General features: G+C 72.3%; 17 protein-coding genes and 1 riboswitch. Of the genes, 2 read left to right on the plus strand and 15 right to left on the minus strand.

Going from position 1 to position 20,782, the window contains the following annotated elements; genetic code table 11:
- Positions 1-52 precede the first annotated feature (52 nt).
- The 10 genes from ACZ61E_RS09550 to mfd all read right to left on the minus strand — a co-directional run bounded on the left by ACZ61E_RS09550 (position 53) and on the right by mfd (position 13,172).
- Positions 53-730 carry a transglycosylase family protein gene (locus ACZ61E_RS09550; RefSeq protein ID WP_469698984.1) on the minus strand — a complete coding sequence of 226 codons (678 nt, stop codon included), beginning with the start codon at positions 728-730 and terminating at the stop codon, positions 53-55.
- Between the two features lie 3 nt (positions 731-733).
- Positions 734-909: riboswitch (cyclic di-AMP (ydaO/yuaA leader) on the minus strand.
- A gap of 258 nt (positions 910-1,167) precedes the next feature.
- On the minus strand, positions 1,168-2,121 hold the full coding sequence (locus ACZ61E_RS09555) for a transglycosylase family protein (RefSeq protein WP_469698985.1): 954 nt from the start codon (positions 2,119-2,121) through the stop codon (positions 1,168-1,170).
- A 141-nt stretch (positions 2,122-2,262) separates the two neighbouring features.
- Positions 2,263-3,516, minus strand: coding sequence for a cytochrome P450 family protein (locus tag ACZ61E_RS09560; protein ID WP_469698986.1), 1,254 nt, complete (start codon positions 3,514-3,516; stop codon positions 2,263-2,265).
- 458 nt (positions 3,517-3,974) lie between these two features.
- Positions 3,975-4,976, minus strand: coding sequence for a nucleoside triphosphate pyrophosphohydrolase (locus ACZ61E_RS09565; RefSeq protein ID WP_469698987.1), 1,002 nt, complete (start codon positions 4,974-4,976; stop codon positions 3,975-3,977).
- Positions 4,977-5,036: 60 nt separating this feature from the next.
- Complete coding sequence (locus tag ACZ61E_RS09570; protein WP_469698988.1) at positions 5,037-5,696, minus strand: SurA N-terminal domain-containing protein; 660 nt, start codon at positions 5,694-5,696, stop codon at positions 5,037-5,039.
- Between the two features lie 117 nt (positions 5,697-5,813).
- A complete protein-coding gene (locus ACZ61E_RS09575; RefSeq protein ID WP_469698989.1) occupies positions 5,814-6,200 on the minus strand; it encodes a GtrA family protein in 387 nt (128 codons plus the stop codon).
- A 109-nt stretch (positions 6,201-6,309) separates the two neighbouring features.
- Positions 6,310-7,884, minus strand: coding sequence for a protein kinase domain-containing protein (locus tag ACZ61E_RS09580; RefSeq protein ID WP_469698990.1), 1,575 nt, complete (start codon positions 7,882-7,884; stop codon positions 6,310-6,312).
- Positions 7,881-8,507: a hypothetical protein gene (locus tag ACZ61E_RS09585; protein WP_469698991.1), complete on the minus strand. Its 627-nt coding sequence runs from the start codon at positions 8,505-8,507 to the stop codon at positions 7,881-7,883. The genes ACZ61E_RS09580 and ACZ61E_RS09585 overlap by 4 nt, the downstream gene beginning before the upstream one ends.
- 286 nt (positions 8,508-8,793) lie before the next feature.
- Positions 8,794-9,624, minus strand: a complete 831-nt coding sequence (locus ACZ61E_RS09590; RefSeq protein ID WP_469698992.1) for an HNH endonuclease family protein — start codon at positions 9,622-9,624, stop codon at positions 8,794-8,796.
- A complete protein-coding gene (mfd, locus tag ACZ61E_RS09595) occupies positions 9,621-13,172 on the minus strand; it encodes a transcription-repair coupling factor (protein ID WP_469698993.1) in 3,552 nt (1,183 codons plus the stop codon). The genes ACZ61E_RS09590 and mfd overlap by 4 nt, the downstream gene beginning before the upstream one ends.
- Before the next feature lie 536 nt (positions 13,173-13,708).
- Between mfd and ACZ61E_RS09600 the strand changes: the two genes are divergently transcribed.
- Positions 13,709-14,704, plus strand: a complete 996-nt coding sequence (locus ACZ61E_RS09600) for a helix-turn-helix transcriptional regulator (protein WP_469698994.1) — start codon at positions 13,709-13,711, stop codon at positions 14,702-14,704.
- A 46-nt stretch (positions 14,705-14,750) separates the two neighbouring features.
- Here ACZ61E_RS09600 and ACZ61E_RS09605 read toward each other — a convergent pair whose 3' ends face one another.
- A complete protein-coding gene (locus ACZ61E_RS09605) occupies positions 14,751-15,023 on the minus strand; it encodes a hypothetical protein (RefSeq protein ID WP_469698995.1) in 273 nt (90 codons plus the stop codon).
- Positions 15,020-16,303, minus strand: coding sequence for an amidohydrolase (locus tag ACZ61E_RS09610; protein WP_469698996.1), 1,284 nt, complete (start codon positions 16,301-16,303; stop codon positions 15,020-15,022). Before ACZ61E_RS09610 ends, ACZ61E_RS09605 begins: the two co-directional genes overlap by 4 nt.
- A 221-nt stretch (positions 16,304-16,524) precedes the next feature.
- On the opposite strand from ACZ61E_RS09610, the gene ACZ61E_RS09615 reads away from it, so the two are divergent.
- A complete protein-coding gene (locus ACZ61E_RS09615) occupies positions 16,525-16,701 on the plus strand; it encodes a thiazolylpeptide-type bacteriocin (RefSeq protein ID WP_078076938.1) in 177 nt (58 codons plus the stop codon).
- Between the two features lie 173 nt (positions 16,702-16,874).
- On the opposite strand, the gene ACZ61E_RS09620 is transcribed toward ACZ61E_RS09615, so the two are convergent.
- The 3 genes from ACZ61E_RS09620 to ACZ61E_RS09630 form a co-directional block, all read right to left on the minus strand.
- Positions 16,875-18,917 carry a TOMM precursor leader peptide-binding protein gene (locus tag ACZ61E_RS09620; protein ID WP_469698997.1) on the minus strand — a complete coding sequence of 681 codons (2,043 nt, stop codon included), beginning with the start codon at positions 18,915-18,917 and terminating at the stop codon, positions 16,875-16,877.
- On the minus strand, positions 18,914-19,669 hold the full coding sequence (locus tag ACZ61E_RS09625; RefSeq protein ID WP_469699123.1) for an ABC transporter permease: 756 nt from the start codon (positions 19,667-19,669) through the stop codon (positions 18,914-18,916). Before ACZ61E_RS09625 ends, ACZ61E_RS09620 begins: the two co-directional genes overlap by 4 nt.
- Before the next feature lie 102 nt (positions 19,670-19,771).
- Positions 19,772-20,713 carry an ABC transporter ATP-binding protein gene (locus tag ACZ61E_RS09630; protein ID WP_469698998.1) on the minus strand — a complete coding sequence of 314 codons (942 nt, stop codon included), beginning with the start codon at positions 20,711-20,713 and terminating at the stop codon, positions 19,772-19,774.
- Between the last annotated feature and the right edge of the window lie 69 nt (positions 20,714-20,782).

Consider the following 20,782-nt stretch of genomic DNA (forward strand, 5'->3'; position numbering starts at 1 on the left):
CGTCCGGGGGGAGTGAGGCGCGCCGGGCCGGGGCCGGGGTTCCGGGGAAGGGTCAGCTCAGGTGGAGCTGCTGACCCGGGAAGATGACATCGGCCTTCTCGACGATGTCCTTGTTCAGCTTGAACAGCTTCTTCCAGCCGCCTTCGACCTTCTCGGCCTCGGCGATCTTGGAGAGGGTGTCACCGGCCTTGACCTTGTACTCGCCGTCGCCCTTCTTGACCGGGCCGCGCGTCTCGCCACGCGAGGCGGGCTGCTCCTGCTCGGTGCGCGGCTCGGCCTTCCGCGGGGCCGGCTGCGCCTCGGGGGCGGACTGCTCCGGGGCCGCTTCGGCGGAGCCGGCGTCGTTCGAGGCGTTGGACAGGCCGACGCCGCAGCTCGGCCAGGCACCCTTGCCCTGGCCCGCCAGGACCTTCTCGGCGATCTGTATCTGCTGGGCCTTCGACGCCTGGTCGGCGCTGGAGGCGAAGGCGCTGCCGCCGTACGCGGCCCAGGTGGAGGCGGAGAACTGGAGGCCGCCGTAGTAGCCGTTGCCGGTGTTGATCGACCAGTTGCCGCCGGACTCGCACTGGGCGACGGCGTCCCACTCGGCGGTGGTGGCGGCGGAGGCGGAGGTGGCGCCGAGCAGCGGGGCCGCGACAGCGGCACCGGTGATGCCGGCGAGGGTGGCGTAGCGGACGGTCCTGGAGGGACGGCGGTGCTTGCCCTTGCCTGAGTTGCTGGAAAACAGCATGCGTGATCTCCTCACCGACGCCTGCGAGGTGAGCTGTCGGGTTCGGGCCAAGTGAGTTGCCCGGCCGCGCCGCCGGAGAACGTCTTCACGTCCTCCCGCGCACGGCTGCACCCCGAGCCGGCCGTGATGACCGGCACTTACCTTGGGTCCCCCGCTCCTGCCTTCGGCGCTTGACGCGACGAGTACTCCCCCCGACCGACGGCAGGATTCGGCGTGACGGTCGACGGTGCCCGCGGTGCGAGCGGTTAAGACGTTAAACACAGGCATCCCGGATGTTCAAAGACGGAACATCCGGGATGATTCGCCCGTCCCGCCCCGAGGAAACCTCTGTTTACGCAGGTCGGAAAGGACGTGGGGTGAGTTGCCGGGCAGACCGTGTCAGTTGGGGCGAAGAGACGCTTGTCTCACTTGCGCAGATACGGACATAGTCCGCCTAACTACCCCTGACCCACGGCCAGATCGAGGCTCTGGCCCGGCAGGATCAGATCGGCGTCGGAGCCCACGACCTCACGGTTCGCCTCGTACAGGGCGGGCCAGCCACCCTCCACCTTCTGCTCGTCCGCGATGGCCCACAGGTTGTCGCCGGAGCGGACGGTGTACGAGCCCTCGGCGGCGGCGTCGTCGCGTGCCGAACCGTCACCCCGTGAGGCATGACGACCGCTATCACGCGCCTCGCCGGACGTGCCGGGATCGCCCGCCTCCGCCGAGGCGTCAGAACCGCCCGAACCGTCCGCCGACTCCGGCGAACCGGTCGTCGCGTCGCTCTCGGGGGCCGGCTCGCCGCGGTGCTTGCCCTTGCCCGTGCCGGCCTCGGTGCTCGGCCGCGCGCTCGACTCCCCCGTGCCGGGCTTCTCGCCGCCGGCGGCGGAGTCACGGCCGAACTGACCGGAGGGGGGCACCGACTCGGGAGCGGCGGGCAGGACGGCCGTCTCGGTCGGCTCGGGCTCGGGCTCGGCGGGCGTCTCCGGCTCCTCGGTGGCACCGCCGGAGGGCTCACCGTCCGGAGCGCTGTCGGCGTCCGCCGTGAGACCGGTGATCAGCGCGCACGTCGGCCACGCGGTCGGCCCCTGCGCGTCGAGGATCTTCTCCGCGACGGCGATCTGCTGGCTGCGGCTGGCCTGGTCGGGGCTGGGCGCGTACGCCGTACCGCCGAAGTCCGCCCAGGCGTCCTGGGAGATCTGGAGTCCGCCGTAGTACCCGTTGCCGAGGTCGGCGCTCCACATGCCGCCGCTCTCGCACTCGGCGACCCGGTCCCAGGTGGTGGCGTCGGCCGCACTGGCGCCGGTCGCACCGAGCAGCGGGATGGCGATCGCCGAGCCTGTCACCCCTGCCGCGACGACAAGGGCGGGGGCCTGGCGGGGCCGACGGTGCCGGCCGTTCCCGGAGCGCATGCGGTTGCCTTCCTTGAGACTGCTGAAACGTGAGTTGCGAACACGTGACTGCTGAGACGGACGTGAAGGTAGCGGTACTCGAACGTCTGTCACAAGTCGATGCAGCGGAGATCACGTGAAAGTCACAGTGCTGACGGCCCGTCAGTCACGCACCGCTGTGAACTGCACCGGGAGCGTGCGCAGTCCACGCATGATGAGCCCGCCGCGCCACCGCAAATCGGATGGATCGACCGCGAGCCGCAAGTCGGGCAACCGCGTCAGCAGAGTGCGGAGCGCGGTCTGTCCCTCCAGCCGGGCGAGCGGCGCGCCGAGGCAGTAGTGGATGCCGTGGCCGTATCCGAGGTGCTTGTTGTCGCCGCGCGACAGATCGAGCCGGTCGGGATCGGCGAAGCGTTCCGGGTCACGGTCGGCGGCGGCGAGCACGACGAGTACGGGGTCGCCCACCGCGACGCTCTGCCCGCCGAGTTCGACGGGCTCGGTGGCGTAGCGCCAGGTGGCCAGCTCCACCGGCCCGTCGTAGCGCAGCAGTTCCTCTATCCCGGTCGCGAGCAGCGCACTCTCGCCGGCGTCGAGCGAGCGCTGGAGCCGGGCGCGCTGGCCGGGGTTGCGGAGCAGGGCGTACGTGCCGTTGCCCACCAGGTTCACGGTGGTCTCGAACCCCGCGAAGAGAAGGATGAACGCCATCGCGGCGGCCTCGTTCTCCGTCAGGTGCTCGCCGTGGTCGCTCGCCCGGATCAGGCCGGAGATCAGGTCGTCGCCGGGGTCGTCCCGCTTGCGGTGGATGAGGTCGGCGAGGTACGCGCGCATCTTCTTCACGGACCGGGCGACCCCGCCGCGCGGTCCGCCACCGTGCCGGATCATCATCCCGGCCCAGTCGCGGAAGTCGTCCTGGTCATCGCGCGGGACGCCGAGCAGGTCGCAGATCGCGTAGATGGGCAGCGGGAAGGCGAAGTCGTGGATCAGGTCGGCCTCCCCCTTCGCCGCGAAGGCGTCGATCAGGCCGTCCGTCAACTCCTGTACGCGGGGCTCGAATTCGGCCACCCGCCGGGGCGTGAACGCCTGCGAGACCAGCCGACGCAGCCGGGTGTGGTCGGGCGGGTCGATGTTCAGCAGGTGCGTCATCAGCTCCGCCCGGCGCTCACCCGGAATCCCGGTCTTCCCCTTGGCGTGCGCCTGCTCGGCGTGGTGCGCGGGGTTCTTGGACAGCCGGGGATCGGCGAGGGCGCGCCGTGCGTCCGCGTACCGCGTCACGAGCCACGCGTCGACCCCGCTGGGCAGCCGGGTGCGGTGCACGGGGGCGTGCTCGCGCAGCCAGGCGTAGGCGGGGTAGGGGTCGGTGGCGAACTCCCAGGTGAAGAGTTCGGGCGGGGCGTCGGCGGGTGGCGGGTTCTGCATGCGACGACCGTACGCAACGGGTCACGCCTGTCCGCACGCCGAGGCCCCGAGGGGCTGCTACGAGGTGGTCACCCTCACGCCCACGGCACGGCCCCGGTGGACGGGAGGCCGACATGAACGCCCGCGAGACGTACCGGTCCCCGGCAGTGGGCCGCCGGGGCCCGGTCGCTGACCGGCCCCGGACGGCAGACCGCACGAACGGCGGGTCGCCCGACCGGCTGCGGTGGACGGGGGGTCGGCATGAACGCCCGTGGGGCGCCACGAGGCGCCATGCAGCCCCCGACAGTGGGCCACCCAAGGGCCCGGTCACTGACCGACCCCCAACGGCAGGCAGCACGGACAGCAGACCGCACGGCGGCGGCCGGCGCGGGCGGTGGGCCGCCCGACGGGCCGCGGTGGACGGCGGGCGGCACGGGCGGCGGGCCGCACAGGCGGTGGGGGCGTGCCCCGGTGGGTGGCTAGCGGGCCGGAGCGTGCCCCTCCGCCGCGCGGATCGCGTCGCGGTAGCCGCGGGCCGCCGCGCGCAGGGCGGCCTCCGGGTCGACGCCCGACTCCTCGGCGCGGGCGGCCAGGGCGAGCAGTTCGTAGCCGATGCCCTCGCCGCGCGGGAGGGGCACGTCCAGCGGCGAGGCGGTGGCGCGTGAGACGAGTTTGGCGGCCAGGGCGAGCGCCGGCTGGCCGAGCGGGACGCCGTCCGTGACGGACTCGCGCCGTTTCTCCTCCGCCTTCGTACGCAGCCAGTGCGCCTTGACGTCGGCCGGGGTCTCGGCGCTCTCGTCGCCGAAGACATGGGGGTGGCGGTGGATGAGCTTCTCGACGATCGTGGCGGCGACGTCGTCGATGGAGAACGGTTCGTCGTCCTCGTCCGGGCCGCCCTCCTCCGCGATCCGGGCGTGGAAGACCACCTGGAGCAGTACGTCCCCCAGTTCCTCGCGCAGTTCGTCGCGGTCGCCGCTCTCGATCGCCTCCACCAGTTCGTACGCCTCCTCGATGGCGTACTTGGCGAGGCCCTCGTGCGTCCGGGTGGAGGACCACGGGCATTCGGCGCGGATCCGGTCCATGACCTGGACGAGGTCGAGGAGCCGGGCGCCCGGCAGGTCGTACGAGCCGGGGAGCAGTTCCAGGTCGGGCATGCGCGTCCTGCCCGAGCCCGCGAGCCGGGAGAGGCCGTCGGTGAGGGCCCGGTCGCCCTCCCCGGAGGGCAGGACGACGACCGTACGGCCGCCGGCGCAGGCGTCGACGAGTTCGGCGGCGCCGGGCGCGGACCGTTCGACGGTGACGCCGGCCTCGCGCAGATACGGCAGCTGGGGGTGGTCGGGGTCCGCGCACAGGACCTGGTCGGCCTCGCGGAGCGTCTGCCAGGCGGGCCAGGACAGCACACCGGGCGCGACCCGGTGGCTGACGGTCAGCAGGACGATACGGCCGGGGTCGACGGCGGGTTCTTCAGTCACCCGAAGCAACCTACCCCCGGCCGCCGGCCGTCCCTCACGCGCGGGCGCGCCCGGCTCGGGCGCGGGCGGTCACGCCCCGGCCGGGACCTGCTCCGGGGGTGCCTCCTTGGTGACCTGGGTGAGCCACGGCGTGCTGGTCTCGCCGAGCCTGACCTGCTTCACGTCCCAGGCGCCGTACCTCGGGTTGACGTCGATGCCCAGCTCCTCGGACGTCTTGACCAGCGTCGCGAGAACCTGCTGCTGGCCCTCCGGCGTCGTCGTGTTGGCGCCGAGCGACTCCGCGAGCTTCGACATCAGCACCTCGCGGCGGATCGCGGTGTCGATCTGGCCGGGGGTGAGCGCGCCCTGCTGGAGGAGCATCGCCGCGAGCTGGTCCTCGCCGCCGGACTGCTGGGCCGCCGCCTGCCGGGTGCTCTGGATCTCCTTGCGGGAGACCTTCACACCGGCGTCGTCCGCGGCCTTCTCCAGGATCCGGTCGAAGATCATGCTGTTGAGCTTGACCTGGCCGAGCTGGGCGGTGTTCTTGAGGAGCTCGGCCGCCTGCGGGGACGCCTCCTGCGCGTCGCGTACGTCCCGTACCTGGGCCTGCAGCGCGGACACCTCGATGCGCTCGCCGCCGACGACGGCCGCGGCGCCGGGGTGGGCGTCGTTGCCGCAGGCGGTGAGGAGCGGGGCCGCTGCGAGGAGCGCGGCGGTGAGGGTGAGCGCTGTGCGACGGCGGCGGTGCAAAGGGTGCCTCCTGGATCGTGACAACGACCGTGCGTTGATCGATGTTAGGCAGTGGCGGCGGATCCGATCCAGTCGGCCGGAGTTTTTTCGAAAACTTCGCCGAACAAGCGATCACGTCTACGCCGGCCGGGCACGGTCGGGGCGCAGCATGATCGTGTGGGAGAGGGCGAACGTGATCGGGACCGCCGCGGCGGCGGCGATCAGCGGCGCGTATCCGCTGCTCAGGTGGAGCACGTCGACCAGCAGACAGACACCGCCGGTGGTGACGGTGAAGTTCGCCGCGTTGGTGAGCGGGAAGAGCAGGAACTTCCGCCAGGTCGGCCGGGTCCGGTAGGTGAAACGGGAGTGGAGGAAGAAGGAGCCGGTCATGCTGAGCGCGAAGGCGACGACATGGGCCGCGACATACGGCAGCCGGGTCAGCAGCACTAGGTAACAGGCGTAGTACGTACCGGTGTTGGCGACTCCGACGAGCGCGAATCTGATCAGCTGGCCCCGCACCGTCATGTGCCCACGAGCTCCTGCTCCTGATCCTGTTCCGTCGGGGACCCGGTCCGCAGTGTGACACAGGCGGGGTGCCGAAGCCGGTTTCCGTGGACGGCCCGGAGCGGAGGCGCTACGCGCGCCGGGTGGTGCCGCCCCGGAACTGCTGCCGCCGGTCGAGCCCGCGCCGCAGTTCGATCGGCAGGGGGTGGTACGGGCCGTAGACCCGCTCCGCGTCGTACAGCAGGTACTGCAACTGCTGCTGCGCCGCCGCGTGGTCGCCCACCGCGAGCAGCAGATGCCCGATGCGGTGCCTGATGTCGAAGGCGCGCGACTGGTCGCCGCCCGGCTGCCCCGTGCCTTCGTAGTAGGGCAGCACCGCGCGGTACTCCTCCAGCGCCGCGCCCGCCTCGCCGAGCTGTTCGAGGCACTGCGCCGCGTCGTAGCGGAACTGGAGCGTCTGCGGGTCGCCGGGACCGGCGTCGGCCGCGCGGTCGTCGGCGAGCCGGCGCAGCTCGGGCAGGGCGCGGCGGTACTGGCCGTCGTCCATCAGTGTCGTCGCGTACTGCTTGCGCAGGATGCGCACGACCGGTGAGCGTTCGCCGTGCTCGGCCGCCGCGGCGGGGAGGATTCCGCCGAGGATGTCGACGGCCTGGGTGATGCTGCCCTCGCCGAGGAGCCGCTTGGCCTCGTCGACGGCCGCCGCGACGTCGGGGCGCCGGGCGGGTACGTGCTCCGGCCTGGGCGGCGGCAGGGGTACGGACGGCGGGGCGGTGGCCCGGTCGGGCCAGGGCGCGTGCGGGCGCAGGAAGGGGCGGGTCGGGTCGAGCGGTGTGCCGGAGCCCGTGGAGCCGGGCGCGCCGACCACACCGCGGGTGGGCAGCAGCGGGGCGAGCGCCTCGTACACCTCCTGTGCCCCGGCCGGGCGGTGCTGCGGGTCCTTGGCGAGCAGGCGCAGGACGAGCGCCTCCAGGGTCTCGGGGATCTCCGGGCGGATCCGGCGGACCGGCATCGGCGGCTCGTACAGGTGCCGGTGCAGGACTCCGAGGGCGGTCGCGCCGGGGAACGGGACGGTGCCGCTGAGGAGTTCGTGCAGGACCACGCCGAGGGCGTAGAGGTCGGTGTACGGGCCGACGGCCCCGCCCATCACCTGCTCGGGGGCCATGTAGGCGGGGCTGCCGATGACCGACCCGGTGTGGGTGAGACGGGTGGTGTCGGTGTCGATGACGGAGGCGACGCCGAGGTCGAGTACGAGGACCGTCCCGTCGGGCTTGACCATCACGTTCCGCGGCTTGAGGTCGCGGTGCACGATGGGCACCGCGTGTACGGCGGCGAGGGCGGCGCAGAGCTGGGCGGCGATCGAGGCCGCCCACTGCCACGGGTAGGGCGCGTGCGTGGCGAAGTGGGCCGCGAGGTCGGTGCCCTCGACGTACTGCATGATCAGGAACAGTTCGTCGCCGTCGCTGCCCGCGTCGTGCACGGTGACCAGACCGGGGTGGTTGACCTGGGCGGTGACCCGGCATTCGCGGATGAAGCGGCGGCGCATGTCCTCGGCGCCGGTGTCGGCGGCCATCTTGTCGGGGCGCAGCAGTTTCACCGCGACGCGGCGGCCGAGGACCTGGTCGTACGCCGTCCAGACCTGGCCCATACCGCCCTGGCCGATGAGCGTGGCCATCTCGTAACGGCCCGCGACGACGCGGGCGTTCACCGCTTGTCGCCCTCGCCGCTGTCCCGGCGCAGGAGATCGCTGAGCTCGTCCAGTTCGGCGCGGACCTGGTCGATGCGGGGCGGGGCGGTGTGGTTGGGCTGCGGCGGCTGGTTCTGTGGCCGGGGCTGCGGCTGGGGTTGCGGCTGCGGCTGGTTCCGCACCGGCGGGGTGTTCATGGGGCGGGTCGGACCGCCGTACCCGTAACCGGTGTTGGGGGGCGGCTGGTATCCCTGCTGCGGTGTGATCTGCGGCGGGTAGTAGCCCGCGTACGTGTGCCGCTGGGGCCCGTAGTGCTTGAAGTCGGCGTACAGGTAGTAGGCGATGGCGGCGGCGCCGGTCATCAGCATGCCGCCCATGCCGGCGTTGCCGGCCGGGCTGCTGAAGTCGTCGGTGTCGTCCTGGGCGAGGAAGACGACCCACAGGATGTTGAGGGCCACGTTCCCGACGAACAGCCACCAGTTCAGGGCGGACCTGGTCACGATCGCCACCCGCAGCGTCGCCGCCCAGGCGAGGAAACCGCAGGAGATCAGCGGCAATCCCACGAAGATCACTCTTATGAAGGCGAGCATCCCCGGCGAGGACGTGCCGTTCGGCGGAGGATGCGCTATTCCGGGGCCGTGCATGCTGCTCCTGACAGGCCAGGGGGGACGACTGCGAAAGCGTATCGAGGGTATCCAGCGGCACGACCCGCCGAACCCGCATCCATGGATCCCCCTGTCGCCGGACCCGCCCCCATCGCGCGGATCCGGTGACGCACCCACACACGGGGTTCGACATGGACACCGTATCCGCGCGGGGCCCCGTGGCGCACGGGCAAGAGCGCACCCGGTACGCCGACGGGCCCGTCGGCGCCGGGCGAAGGCCCGTCCGGCGCCGGGCCGAGGCCCGTCCACGAGGCGCCAGGGCCCGTCAGCCGCCGCACTGCGTCAGCATCGTCTTCCGGTCGGCCGCGGTCACCGGCATCTCGTACTTGGCGGCGACCTGCGCGAACCGCACCACGTACGCGCAGCGCACCGGCTTGCTGGGCGGCAGCCAGGACGCCGGGCCCGAGTCCCGCTTGCCGCTGTTCGTGGGGCCGTCGACCGGGAGCAGGTTCAGCGGGTCGTTCGCCAGCCGCTCGCGCTTGTCCTCGTTCCAGCGTGCGGCACCCATCTGCCAGCTGTAGGAGAGGGGCACCAGGTGGTCTATCTGGACGGCGGTCGCCTTCTGCTTCTTCCAGGCGATGTCCTTGCCCGTGTACGGGTCGTGGAGCGTCATCGAGACGATCACGCAGTCGGAGCCCGACCGGAACTCGATGTCCTGGCCGTCGCGCTTCAGCAGGTCGTTGCGGGTGTCGCAGCCGTTGCGGGCGTACGGGACGCCGTCGGCCGTGTCCATCCACGCGTAGCCGAACTCGTCCCGGTCGTAGCCGGTCCCCGGCCCGCGCCCCTTCACCTCCAGCGCCGCGATCAGTTCGCGGGCCGCCGCCAGGTCCGCGTCCCCGGTGAGGGGCGCGAGACCGGGCTCGGTGCCGTCGGTGTTCTTCAGCGGGCTGGTCGCCCGCCCGTCCGGTGCGCCGCCGTCGGCCCCGCCGGAGGCGGCCGAGCCGGAAGACCCGGCGGATCCGGCGGATCCGGCGGAATCGAGATCGACGGAGTCGCACCCCGCGAGCAGCGACACCGCGAGGGCGGCGACGAGCAGCGGGAGTACCGGGCGGGCGGTGCGCGGGCGCGGGCGCGTAAGTCTTCTGGAGGGGGTCACGACCCCAGGATGGTCGTCAGGAACTCCCCCGTCCACGACAGCAGTTCACGGCCCACCACCGGCTTGCCGCCGATCCTGCCCGCCGTCGGGCGCGGCACCAGGATCTGCTGGGCGGTCGGCTTGATGACCGTACGGGGGTGCAGCCGCTTCAGCCGCAGCTCCTGCGACTCCCTCAACTCCACCGGTGCGAAGCGGATGTTGGGGCCCTGGAGGACGATCTCGCCGACCCCGCAGGCCCGTGCCAGCATCCGCAGCCCCGCCACCAGCAGCAGGTTCTCCACCGGTTCGGGGAGCTTGCCGTAGCGGTCCGTCAGCTCCTCGCGCACGGCGGTGATGTCGGCCTCGGAGTTGGCGGAGGCGATGGCGCGGTACGCCTGGAGGCGCAGCCGCTCGCCGGGCGCGTAGTCGTGCGGGACGTGCGCGTCGACCGGCAGCTCGATCTTGACCTCCAGCGGCGGCTCCTCCTGCACCGTGCCGTCGACGGCCGCGCGGTAGTCGGCGACGGCCTCGCCGACCATGCGTACGTACAGGTCGAAGCCGACACCCGCGATGTGCCCGGACTGCTCGCCCCCGAGCAGATTGCCCGCGCCGCGGATCTCCAGGTCCTTCATCGCGACGTACATGCCGGCGCCCATCTCGGTGTGCTGGGCGATCGTCGCGAGCCGTTCGTGCGCGGTCTCCGTCAGCGGCTTCTCCGGCGGGTAGAGGAAGTACGCGTAACCGCGTTCCCGGCCACGGCCCACCCGGCCGCGCAGCTGGTGGAGCTGGGAGAGGCCGAAGTTGTCGCCGCGCTCCACCACGAGGGTGTTGGCGTTGGCGATGTCGATGCCGGACTCCACGATCGTGGTGGAGACCAGGACGTCGAACTTCTTCTCCCAGAAGTCCACCACGACCTGCTCCAGGGCCTGTTCGGACATCTGGCCGTGCGCGGTCGCGATGCGCGCCTCGGGCACGATCTGGCGCAGCCGCGCCGTGGCGCGGTCGATCGACTCGACGCGGTTGTGAATGTAGAAGACCTGGCCCTCGCGGAGCAGTTCACGGCGGATGGCCGCGCCGATCTGCTTCTCCTCGTACGGGCCGACGAAGGTCAGCACCGGGTGCCGCTCCTCCGGCGGGGTGGTGATCGTCGACATCTCGCGGATGCCGGTCACCGCCATCTCCAGGGTGCGCGGGATCGGTGTCGCGGACATGGTCAGGACGTCGACGTTGGCGCGGAGCTTCTTGAGCTGTTCCTTGTGCTCGACGCCGAAGCGCTGCTCCTCGTCCACGATGACCAGGCCGAGGTCCTTGAACTTCGTCTCGGAGGAGAACAGGCGGTGCGTGCCGATGACGATGTCGACCGACCCCTCGCGCAGCCCTTCGAGGGTCGCCTTGGCCTCCGCGTCGCTCTGGAAGCGGGACAGGGCCCTGACGACGACGGGGAACTGCGCGTACCGCTCGGAGAACGTGCCGAAGTGCTGCTGCACGAGCAGTGTGGTCGGTACGAGGACCGCGACCTGTTTGCCGTCCTGGACGGCCTTGAAGGCGGCGCGCACGGCGATCTCCGTCTTGCCGTAGCCGACGTCGCCGCAGACGAGACGGTCCATCGGGACCGTCTTCTCCATGTCCTCCTTGACCTCGGCGATGGTGGAGAGCTGGTCGGGCGTCTCCACGTACGGGAACGCGTCCTCCAGCTCACGCTGCCAGGGTGTGTCCGCGCCGAAGGCGTGGCCGGGGGCCGCCATCCGCGCCGAGTAGAGCTTGATCAGGTCGGCGGCGATCTCCTTGACGGCCTTCTTGGCGCGCTGCTTGGTCTTCGTCCAGTCGGCGCCGCCGAGGCGGTGCAGGGTGGGTGCCTCGCCGCCCACGTACTTGGTGACCTGTTCGAGCTGGTCGGTGGGGATGTAGAGGCGGTCGCCGGGCTGGCCGCGCTTGGCCGGGGCGTACTCGACGAGCAGGTACTCGCGCGTCGCGCCCTGGACGGTGCGCTGCACCATCTCGACGTAGCGGCCGACGCCGTGCTGCTCGTGGACGATGTAGTCGCCCGCCTCCAGCGTCAGCGGGTCGATGGACTTGCGGCGCTTGGTCGGCATCCGTACGCCGTCCTTGCCCGCCGCCTTCTGGCCGGAGAGGTCGGTCTCGGTGAGGACGGCGAGGCCCAGCTCCCGGTCCACGAAGCCGTACTCGATCGAGCCGCAGGCGACGTGCACGACGGACGGGGTGATCTCGCCCAGTCCCTTGCCGCCGTGCGCGTCGGGGATGTCCAGGCGGGCGGCGATGCCCTCGCCGCCGAGCACCTCGACGGTCCGCGAGGCGGTGCCGTGGCCCTCGGTGACGTAGACGGTGCGCCAGCCGTCGGCGAGCCAGCCCTTGGTGTCGGCGAGGGCGCGGGCGGTGTCGCCGCGGTACGTCTCCGGGGCGCGCATGCCCAGCTTGAGCGTGTCCTGCGACAGCTCCTCGTCGGCGGCGAACGGCGCCACCGACCACCACATCATGCCCAGCTCGCGGGCCCGCTCGCGGACGTCCGCGATGCCCCAGAGCGACGCCGCGCCGACGTCGATGGGCGCCTCGCCGCCGCCGGCCCCGGCCGCCCAGGACGCCTGGAGGAACTCCTGACTGGTGGCGACCAGGTCGGCGGCCCGGGTCCGGACCCGCTCGGGGTCGCAGACCAGGGTCATCGAGCCCTCGGGCAGGACGTCGAGCAGCAGCTCCATGTCGTCGACGAGGACCGGAGCGAGGGCCTCCATGCCCTCCACGGCGATGCCCTCCGCGATCCTGCCGAGCATGTCGCTCAGCTCGGGGTGCACCTCGGCGAGTTCGGCGGCGCGCTCCCGTACGGCCGGTGTGAGCAGCAGCTCACGGCAGGGCGGCGCCCACAGACCGTGCTGGGCGACCTCCAGGGACCGCTGGTCGGCGACCTTGAAGTAGCGGATCTCCTCGATCTCGTCGCCCCAGAACTCCACGCGCAGCGGGTGCTCCTCGGTGGGCGGGAAGACGTCCAGGATGCCGCCGCGCACGGCGAACTCGCCGCGCTTCTCGACCAGTTCGACCCGGGAGTACGCGGCGGCCGCCAGCGCTTCGGTCACCTCGCCCAGATCGGCGGTGCCGCCGCCGCGCAGCGAGACGGGCTCCAGGTCGCCGAGGCCCTTGACCTGCGGCTGGAGCACGGAGCGGATGGGCGCGACGACGACGCTGACCGGACCGGCGCCCGGGTCGTCGGCGCGGGGGTGCGCGAGCCGGCGCAGCACGGCGAGCCGGCGGCCGACGGTGTCGCTGCGGGGCGACAGGCGCTCGTGCGGCAGCGTCTCCCAGGACGGGAACTCCGCGACGGAGTCGGCGGGCAGCAGCGACCGCAGCGCGGCGGCGAGGTCCTCGGCCTCCCGGCCGGTGGCGGTGACGGCGAGCACGGGGCGGCCCGCGTCCCGCGCGAGGGCGGCCACGGCGAAGGGCCGGGCGGCGGGCGGTCCGACCAGATCGACATGGGCGCGGTGCCCGTCGGCGGCGGCGCCGACCGCTTCGGCGAGCGCCGGGTCTCGTACTACGGCGTCGAGCAGACCGTGCAGGCTCATGAAGGGTGTTTCCGTCCGGTTCCGGGGCGTGGTGGTGCGGGTCGGTGCGGTGGTCGCGCGCTGTGAGCAACGCGAAGGGCCCGACACGTGTCACGGGCCGGGGGCCCTCCAGCGTACGACTCCGGAGGGACAGCCGTCGCACGGGACAGGGCGGGGGCGGAGCGGAACCGGGGGACGTGGACGTCTCCCGGAGGGATCCGCGCGGCCCGCTCCCCGTGGACACCACGCGCGCTCCGTGTACTCCCCGGAGACCGTGGGGAGACTGCCCCGAGACCACCCAGGGGGAGACGGAGGCCAGGCCAGGGGACCTACGCGCGGTTCGGCGGGTGTGGTGGCGGGCGGTAAGCGAGGACACGCACGGTTCACCCACATCTACGGCACAGTTCCACGCAAGATCGGCTACAGAGTCATGGTGTTGCCTTTAGTCTCTCCAAGGTTCACCGGACCGTGCGCGATCCCGGTGGGCCGTACCGACCGGCAACCGGAACCCCCCACCCGTCCTCGGCATGAATTGATCAAGTAGCGGAGGCCAAGTCTTGGGCGACAACGAGATGTCCGTCTTCGGCGTCTCTCCGGCCGAGGAAGAGATCTACCGGCATTTTCTCCGTAATCCCGATACATCGGCGGACGACATACATCTGCTGGTCCATACCGAGCAGGACGACGCCAGACGCAGTCTCGAACGGCTGCGGGAGCTGGGCCTGCTCCATCCCGACAGCAGTCTCGAATGCGTCTCCCCCGCCGATCCCGGTGTGGCGCTGGCCCGGCTGACGGACGCGCGTCTCAACGCGCTCCACGAGGAGCTGCGCCGCGTGATGCAGGCGCGCGACCTCGTCGACGGTCTGCGTGCCGAACAGGGCTCGCGGCTGCCCCCGGTCCAGGGCATCGAGCAGCTGGAGGGCCTGTCGGAGATACGGAACCGGATCGACGACCTCGCGTTCTTCGCGCGGGACGAGATCCTTTCCGTGGAGCCGTACACGAGGCTGTCGGCCGAGAACATCGAACGGTCCCGCCCGCTGGACCTGCGATGTCTGCGGCGCGGGGTGCGCATCCGCAATGTGGTGCTCGCCGCCGCGCTCGACGACCTGCCGACCCGGGAGTACCTGCGCGAACTGGTCAAGCGCGGGGCGCAGATCCGGGTCGCGGAGAACATCACGGAGCGGATCCTGGTGTACGACGGCCGCACGGCCCTGGTGCCGGTGGACCCCCAGAACACCGCGCGCGGGGCGCTGCTGGCCCACAAGAGCGGACTCGTCTCCAACATCATCGCCCTGTTCGAGAAGATCTGGACGCAGGCGGACGACCTCCTGACCGTCACGAAGGAGGCCGCCGACGCGGTGGACGGGCTCAGCGAGATCGAGCAGCAGGTGCTGATCTCGATGTGCACGGTCGGCAAGGACGAGGCGGGCGCCCGGGAGCTGGGCATCTCGGTCCGCACCTACCGAAGACACGTGGCGGACCTGCTCCAGTCGCTGGGCGCCGCCAGTCGCGCGCAGGGCGCGCTGCTGGCCCGCGAACGGGGCTGGATCTGAACGGCGGACGGGCCCCGCGGCACCCGGACGAGAAGCCCCGGCCAGGTCAGGTCTGTTCCGCCCACCCCCACAGCGCCGTGTCCGAGAGGACCGCGCGGACCGCGCGGTGGATGTCGGTGTCGGTCGTCGCGGCGTCCCGCGCGATCCACAGGCGGATCCGGTCCTCGGCGGCCTCCGGTACGCATCTCCAGTGGGCGGGCAGCAGGCCGAGCAGGCGGATAACCGTCGTTTCGGCGGACGGGGCGGTGCTGTCCTCGCGGACGGTCACCACCTCCACATAGCCGGGCGTGTCCTGGACGTCCCACTGGGCCGTCATCATGACCGTGTCTCCTTGAACAGTTGCCTGGCCGCCGTCGCCATGGCCGCGATACCGGCGGGCAGCGCGGTCCGTACGTCGGGGGCGAACTCGGCCGAGTGGTTGGGCGGTACCGGCCGGGCGGCGGAGTGGGCCTCGCGCCACTGGCGCGGCGACGTCGTACCGACCATCCAGTATGCGGTCCGTACACCGCCTGCGGCGAAACGCGGGAAGTCCTCGGTGGCCATCGAGCCCGGCCAGTCCAGCACCCGGTCTCTGCCGAACTCCCGCTCGTGGGCGGCGCGCACGGCCGCCGTGGCCGCCGGGTCGGGCAGCAGCGCCGGGGAGCGGGAGGTCAGCGTGATGTCCGGGTCCTCGGAGCATCCGGAGGCCGCGCACTCGGCCCGGACGATCCGTCTCGCCGCCTCGACGGCCCGTTCCAGGGCCTGGTCGGTCGCCGCGCGGACGGTGATGCTCAGCTCCGCCTCGTCGGGGACGACATTGCCCCGGCTGCCCGCGCGCAGCGACCCGACGGTCAGGACGACCTGGTCGGAGGGGGCCGTCTCGCGGGAGACCACCGTCTGGAGGCGCATGACGGTCGCGGCGGCCGTCACGACGGGGTCCACGGTGAGCTGCGGGGTCCCGGCGTGGCCGCCGCGCCCGTGGATGACGACGTCCAGCGCGGCGGACGCCGCCATCATCGGGCCCCGGCCGTGCGCGAGGGTCCCGGCGGGCAGGGGCGCGGTGTGCTGGGCGAGGACCGTGTCGGGGGTGCCGAACCGCTCGTAGAGACCGTCCGCGAGCATCGCGTCCGCCCCCTCCAGGGTCTCCTCGGCGGGCTGGCCCACCACGAGGAGGGTCCCGTTCCAGGTGTTCCTCTCCGCCGCGAGCAGGGCGAACGCGCCCGCGGCCGACGCCAGATGGAGATCGTGGCCGCAGGCGTGCATGGTGCCGGGCACGGTGCTCGCGTACGCCAGGCCGGTGCGCTCGGTGATCGGCAGGGCGTCCAGTTCGGCGCGGATCAGGAGGGTCGGTCCCGGTCCGTTGCGCAGGGCGCCGACGACGCCGTGGCCCCCGACGCCGCGGGTGACGGTGGCGCCGTCGCCCGCCAGATGGTCGGCGAAGCGTCCGGCGGTCCTGGTCTCGGCGCCGGACAGCTCCGGATGGGCGTGCAGTTCGAGGTAGAGCCCGAGGGCGGCCCGCAGGGTCTCCCGCGGCACGGCGGCGGGGCCGGCGGGCGCGGAGTCCTGTTCCGGTGCGGGCGTGGATGCTCGGAGTGTGTCCCCGTTCGGCGCGTGGGTCATGCGCCGCTCACCTCCTTGCTGGAAAATGGTTGAGCATTACTTGAGGTTCGAGCGTGCGGCAGGGCACGCGCACCCGCGTCGCGTTCCGCTGACACCAGGTGTCAGCGATGTGACAGCGAAAGCCGGGCCCAACTGACAGCGCCCACCGATGGAATGAGGCCATCGCAAGGGAGCTGCACCGGACAGGCCGGTGGAGCCCCGGAGAACCGAAGGAGACCCTCATGGCCCCGAAGACCGTTCTCGCCACCCTCGCCGACGAGATCCTGGAGCTCGAGTCGGAGACCTTCGAGATCTCGGACTACTCGGACGCGTCCGAGGTCGTCCTGGCCGGTTCCACGTCGTGCTCCTCGACGTCCACCTGCTCCAGCACCACCAGCACCACCTCCTGCTCCGCCTGATCCGGCTTCGCAGTCAGGGTCTGTTCGGATCCCGCTGGCCCCTTTCCCCGTGGTCACCCCCACCGGGCGAGGGGCCGGCTGCCGTCGTGCCCGGGGGCACGGCGGCCCGTGAGACCCCGCATGACACGGGGAGTCACGGGAGCCGGCTCACGCGAACGGGCCCGGGGGCCCGGTCACGGGAACGGATGCGGGACGGCCTTGATCTCCGACTCCGGCAGGTCGTCCGTACGCCGTCCGGCCACCCGCAGCGCGGTCCGCAGTCTCGGCATCAGCAGGGCGCGCTGGCGCGTCCACCCGAAGTCGAGCGGCAGCAGACCGGGCACGAGCGTGCTGACCGTGTGCAGCCCCATCCGCCGCTGCTCCGGCGTGGTCTGGTCCACGGCGATCACGTCGTACCCCGCGCCCGCCAGCTGATCGCGCAGCAGCCGCAGATCGTCGAGGAGGTCGCCGGTGCGCGGCCGGACCGGGGCCCAGTCGGCGAACGTCTCACCGAGCGTGCGCACCGCGGTCGGCTCCAGGTACTCGCGGGCGTGCCGCGCCATCTCCGGCAGGCCGTAGAGCTGCGCGTGGTCCTTGAGGTGCAGGACCTTGCGGAAGTCGTCCGCCATGGCGCGCAGTTCGCCCTCGCGTTCGGCGACCTGGTAGGGCAGGTGGGGGATGTAGGTGAGGACTTCGGAGAGCGCGGCGTCGACCGTGCCCTCCGGGTCGAAGCCGGCGGCGGCGCTGAAGGACAGCGTGCCCAGTCCGCCGTCGCGGCGCACGGCGAGTGCCGTGACGACGGGTACGGCGAGATCCATCCGGGTGTCGTAGGCGTGCACGTCGTACCCGTGCAGCGCGGCCCGGTCGAGCATGGTGCGGATCGTGCCGCTGCCGCACGAGGCGAGGTCGATCTCGGTGAGTCTGGCGCGGCCGTACCAGGCGAGCAGGAACGCGTCGCGTTCGATCAGTTCCAGCAGGCCGAAGAGGATCGCCTCCTCCAGACTCCCGCCGGTGGCACAGCCGTTGGAGCACTCGAAGACGAAGTTGTCGGCCTCGACGCCCGCGCTGTAGTGCGCCAGGCGCGCGGGGACCAGGATCGGTCGCTCGTCGCGCAGCGAGTGGCCCCACACCCAGGGGATCGGCCGGTCCGGGTCGAACGGGCTGACCAGGTGGTCCTTCTCGTACGTCGCGTCCGAGTAGAAGCCGCGGTCGGCCGGGTTCAGCGCGTCGGCCGCGAGGTTGCTGTACGAGTCGACGACCGGGCTCGTGCCACGGCGGCGGTGGGTGCCCGCGTACCGCTCCAGTCCCTCCAGGAAGGCCAGGGTCCGGCTGGTGGAGTAGCTGTTGGCCTGGCCGCTCCAGGTGACGTCGTTGAGACCGGCGTAGCCGCGGACGAAGTTGGTGCCCGCGACGGGAGCGGTCGTGGTGGACGTCGGGTTGATCCAGGTGTCCGAACCGAGCGTGCCGCAGACGGGGTTGGCGAGCGCGGCGGTCGGCAGCGGGTACGAGCCGAGCGGGTGCAGCCGGTAGCCGTCCGGGTCCGGCTTGGGCCTGGCCGTCAGCCGCATGCGCGCGGCCTCGGCGGTGTCCGGGCGCTCGGGGACGCAGGACGGGCAGACCGGTTCGGGCAGCAGCGGGAACGTCGCGAGGGCGAGCGTGCCGAGGTCGATCCGGGTGACCTGCGGCAGCTCCCGGTCGGGGGCGCCGGTGGCGGGCGGGGTGAACTCCCCCGTTCGGACGGCCCGGTACGCCGCCCAGACCGCGTCCACGGCGTAGTCGGTGAGCAGCGGCCAGTCGGCGGAGCCGTGCGGTTCGTGGCCCAGCTCCAGTGCCTCGCGCTCGGAGCGGCTGCGCAGCCGCTGCCAGCGGATGGCGAGGCACTGGCCGCAGGCGGCGCCGGCCGTACCGCCCCAGGGGCCGACGAGTACGGCGCGCGCGGTGAGCTGGACGTTGGCCCGGGGGCGTACGGCGGCGTACGGATCGGGGAGTCCGAAGCCGAGGACGTCGGCGGCGCCGAGCGGCACCACGAGCGGCGCCGGCAGGGCTCCCCCGGCGGACCCGGCGGACGCGGAAGACCCGGCGGACGCGGCGGACGCGGCGGCCCCGAACCGTACGTCCAGGGCGTGCTGGAGGTGCGCGCGACCGCGCTCCAGCGGGCTGCCGTCGGCGGCGGCGGGGGCCACAGCCGCCCCCGCCTCCTCCCCCGCGGCCGATGCGGTGACCGTCCCTGTCGTCATGACTGGTCGCTCCAGCGGAAGGTCTTGAGCGCGATCGCGCCGAAGACGACGGCGAAGGCGATGATGCCGCCGCAGGCCACCAGGATGTCGCCGCCGCCCCCGTCACCGGTGATGGCGGCGGAGATGCCGTCGTTGAAGTAGCGCAGCGGCAGGACCAGCGACACGTTCTGCATCCATCCGGGCATCGCGTCCAGCGGGAAGAACGATCCGGACAGGAACGCCATCGGCACCATGAGGCAGTTGGCGACCGCGGCGACCGCCTCGGGGGTCCTCGCGAACGAGCCGACGATCACGCCGACCGCGAGGAACGCGGTGATGCCGAGGAACAGCACGGGCAGCGCCAGCGGCCAGCTCCCGGCCGGTTCGAGCCCGAAGAAGGGCAGCATCGCGACGAGCACGAACATCGCCGCCTGCACGGTGCCGATCGCGAGCGCCAGCACGTAGCGCGAGCCGAGGATCGTCGGCAGCGGGGTCGGCGTCATCCGGATCAGCCGCAGGAGGTCGTCGCGGCGCCACTGCATGATGACGAACCCGACGCCGAAGACGGCGGCGTTGGCGACACCCCACGACAGCACACCGGGGGCGATGTAGTTGATGTAGGGGCGCCCGCTCTCCTCGACCGTCATGCCGTGGAAGATCAGGCCGAAGACGATCAGGAAGAGGAGGGGGAAGGCGAAGGTGAAGAAGAGGGTGGTCTTGTCGCGGGTGTACGCCTTGTAACCGGCCTTGCTCAGCGCGGAGTACGCGCTCATGGCGCGCGGACGCGCCGTGGTCGTGGTCGTACCGGGCGGGTTGCCGGCGGCGCTCGTGGTGCTCATCGTGTCGGTGCTCCGTCTCTCGGTGCGGGCGTCGGGCTACGCTTGCGGGCTGCCGGTCAGTTCGAGGTACACGTCCTCCAGGCTGGCGGTGCGTGTCTGTACGCCGTGCAGTCCGGCGAGCGCGTCGACCGCCGACAGCACCGGGCCCGAGTCCTCGGTCTCCAGCACGACCGAGTCGCCGTCCTCGGTGGCCCTGAGCACACCGGGGATGGCCCGCGCGTCGGCGAGCGAGAGCCGGTCGGCGGGGACCACCAGCCGGGTGAGCGAGCTGCTGGCGGCGACCAGCTTGCCCGGGGTGTCCAGCGCGACGATCCTGCCGTCGATGACGATCGCGACGCGGTCGCAGAGCGCCTCGGCCTCGTCCAGGTGGTGGGTGGTGTAGACGATGGTCCGCCCGGCGCCCTTGAGCGCGCGCAGCACCGCCCACAGCGCGCGGCGGGCCTGCGGGTCGAGCGCGGCCGTCGGTTCGTCGAGGAAGATCAGCTCGGGGTCGTGGACGAGCGCGGACGCGATCGCCAGCCGCTGGCGCTGGCCGCCGGAGAGGTCGTCGACACGGACATCGGCCTGTTCGGTGAGGTCGACGGCGGCGAGCCCGCGTTCGGCGGCCTCCCGGTCGGCCCTGTAGAGCGCGGCGACCGTCTCCAGGTGCTCGCGCGCCGTGAGCCGTACGAAGAAGGCGGACGCCTGCGTCTGGACGCCGAGCCGGGGCAGCAGTTCGGGGTCGCGCGGCCAGGGGTGCCGGCCGAGGACGGTGACCGATCCCGAGTCGGGACGGCGCAGGCCCTCCATGATCTCGACCAGGGTCGTCTTGCCGGCGCCGTTCGGGCCGAGCAGCCCGAAGAACTCACCGCGCGGGACGGTCAGCGAGATGCCGTCGACGGCCCGCTTCTCCCCGTACCGCTTGTGGATCGTGTCGAGGACGACGGCGGGTCCTTCGGTGGAGTCGCCGGCGGAGCCGTCGGCGGGGATGGGGGTCATGCGGGTCTCCTTGCGGGCGGGACGGGTGTGCGGGGGTGCGGGCGGTGCGGGCCCGCCGTGCGGACGCGG

Source organism: Streptomyces sp. NPDC104581 (genome assembly GCF_055583685.1).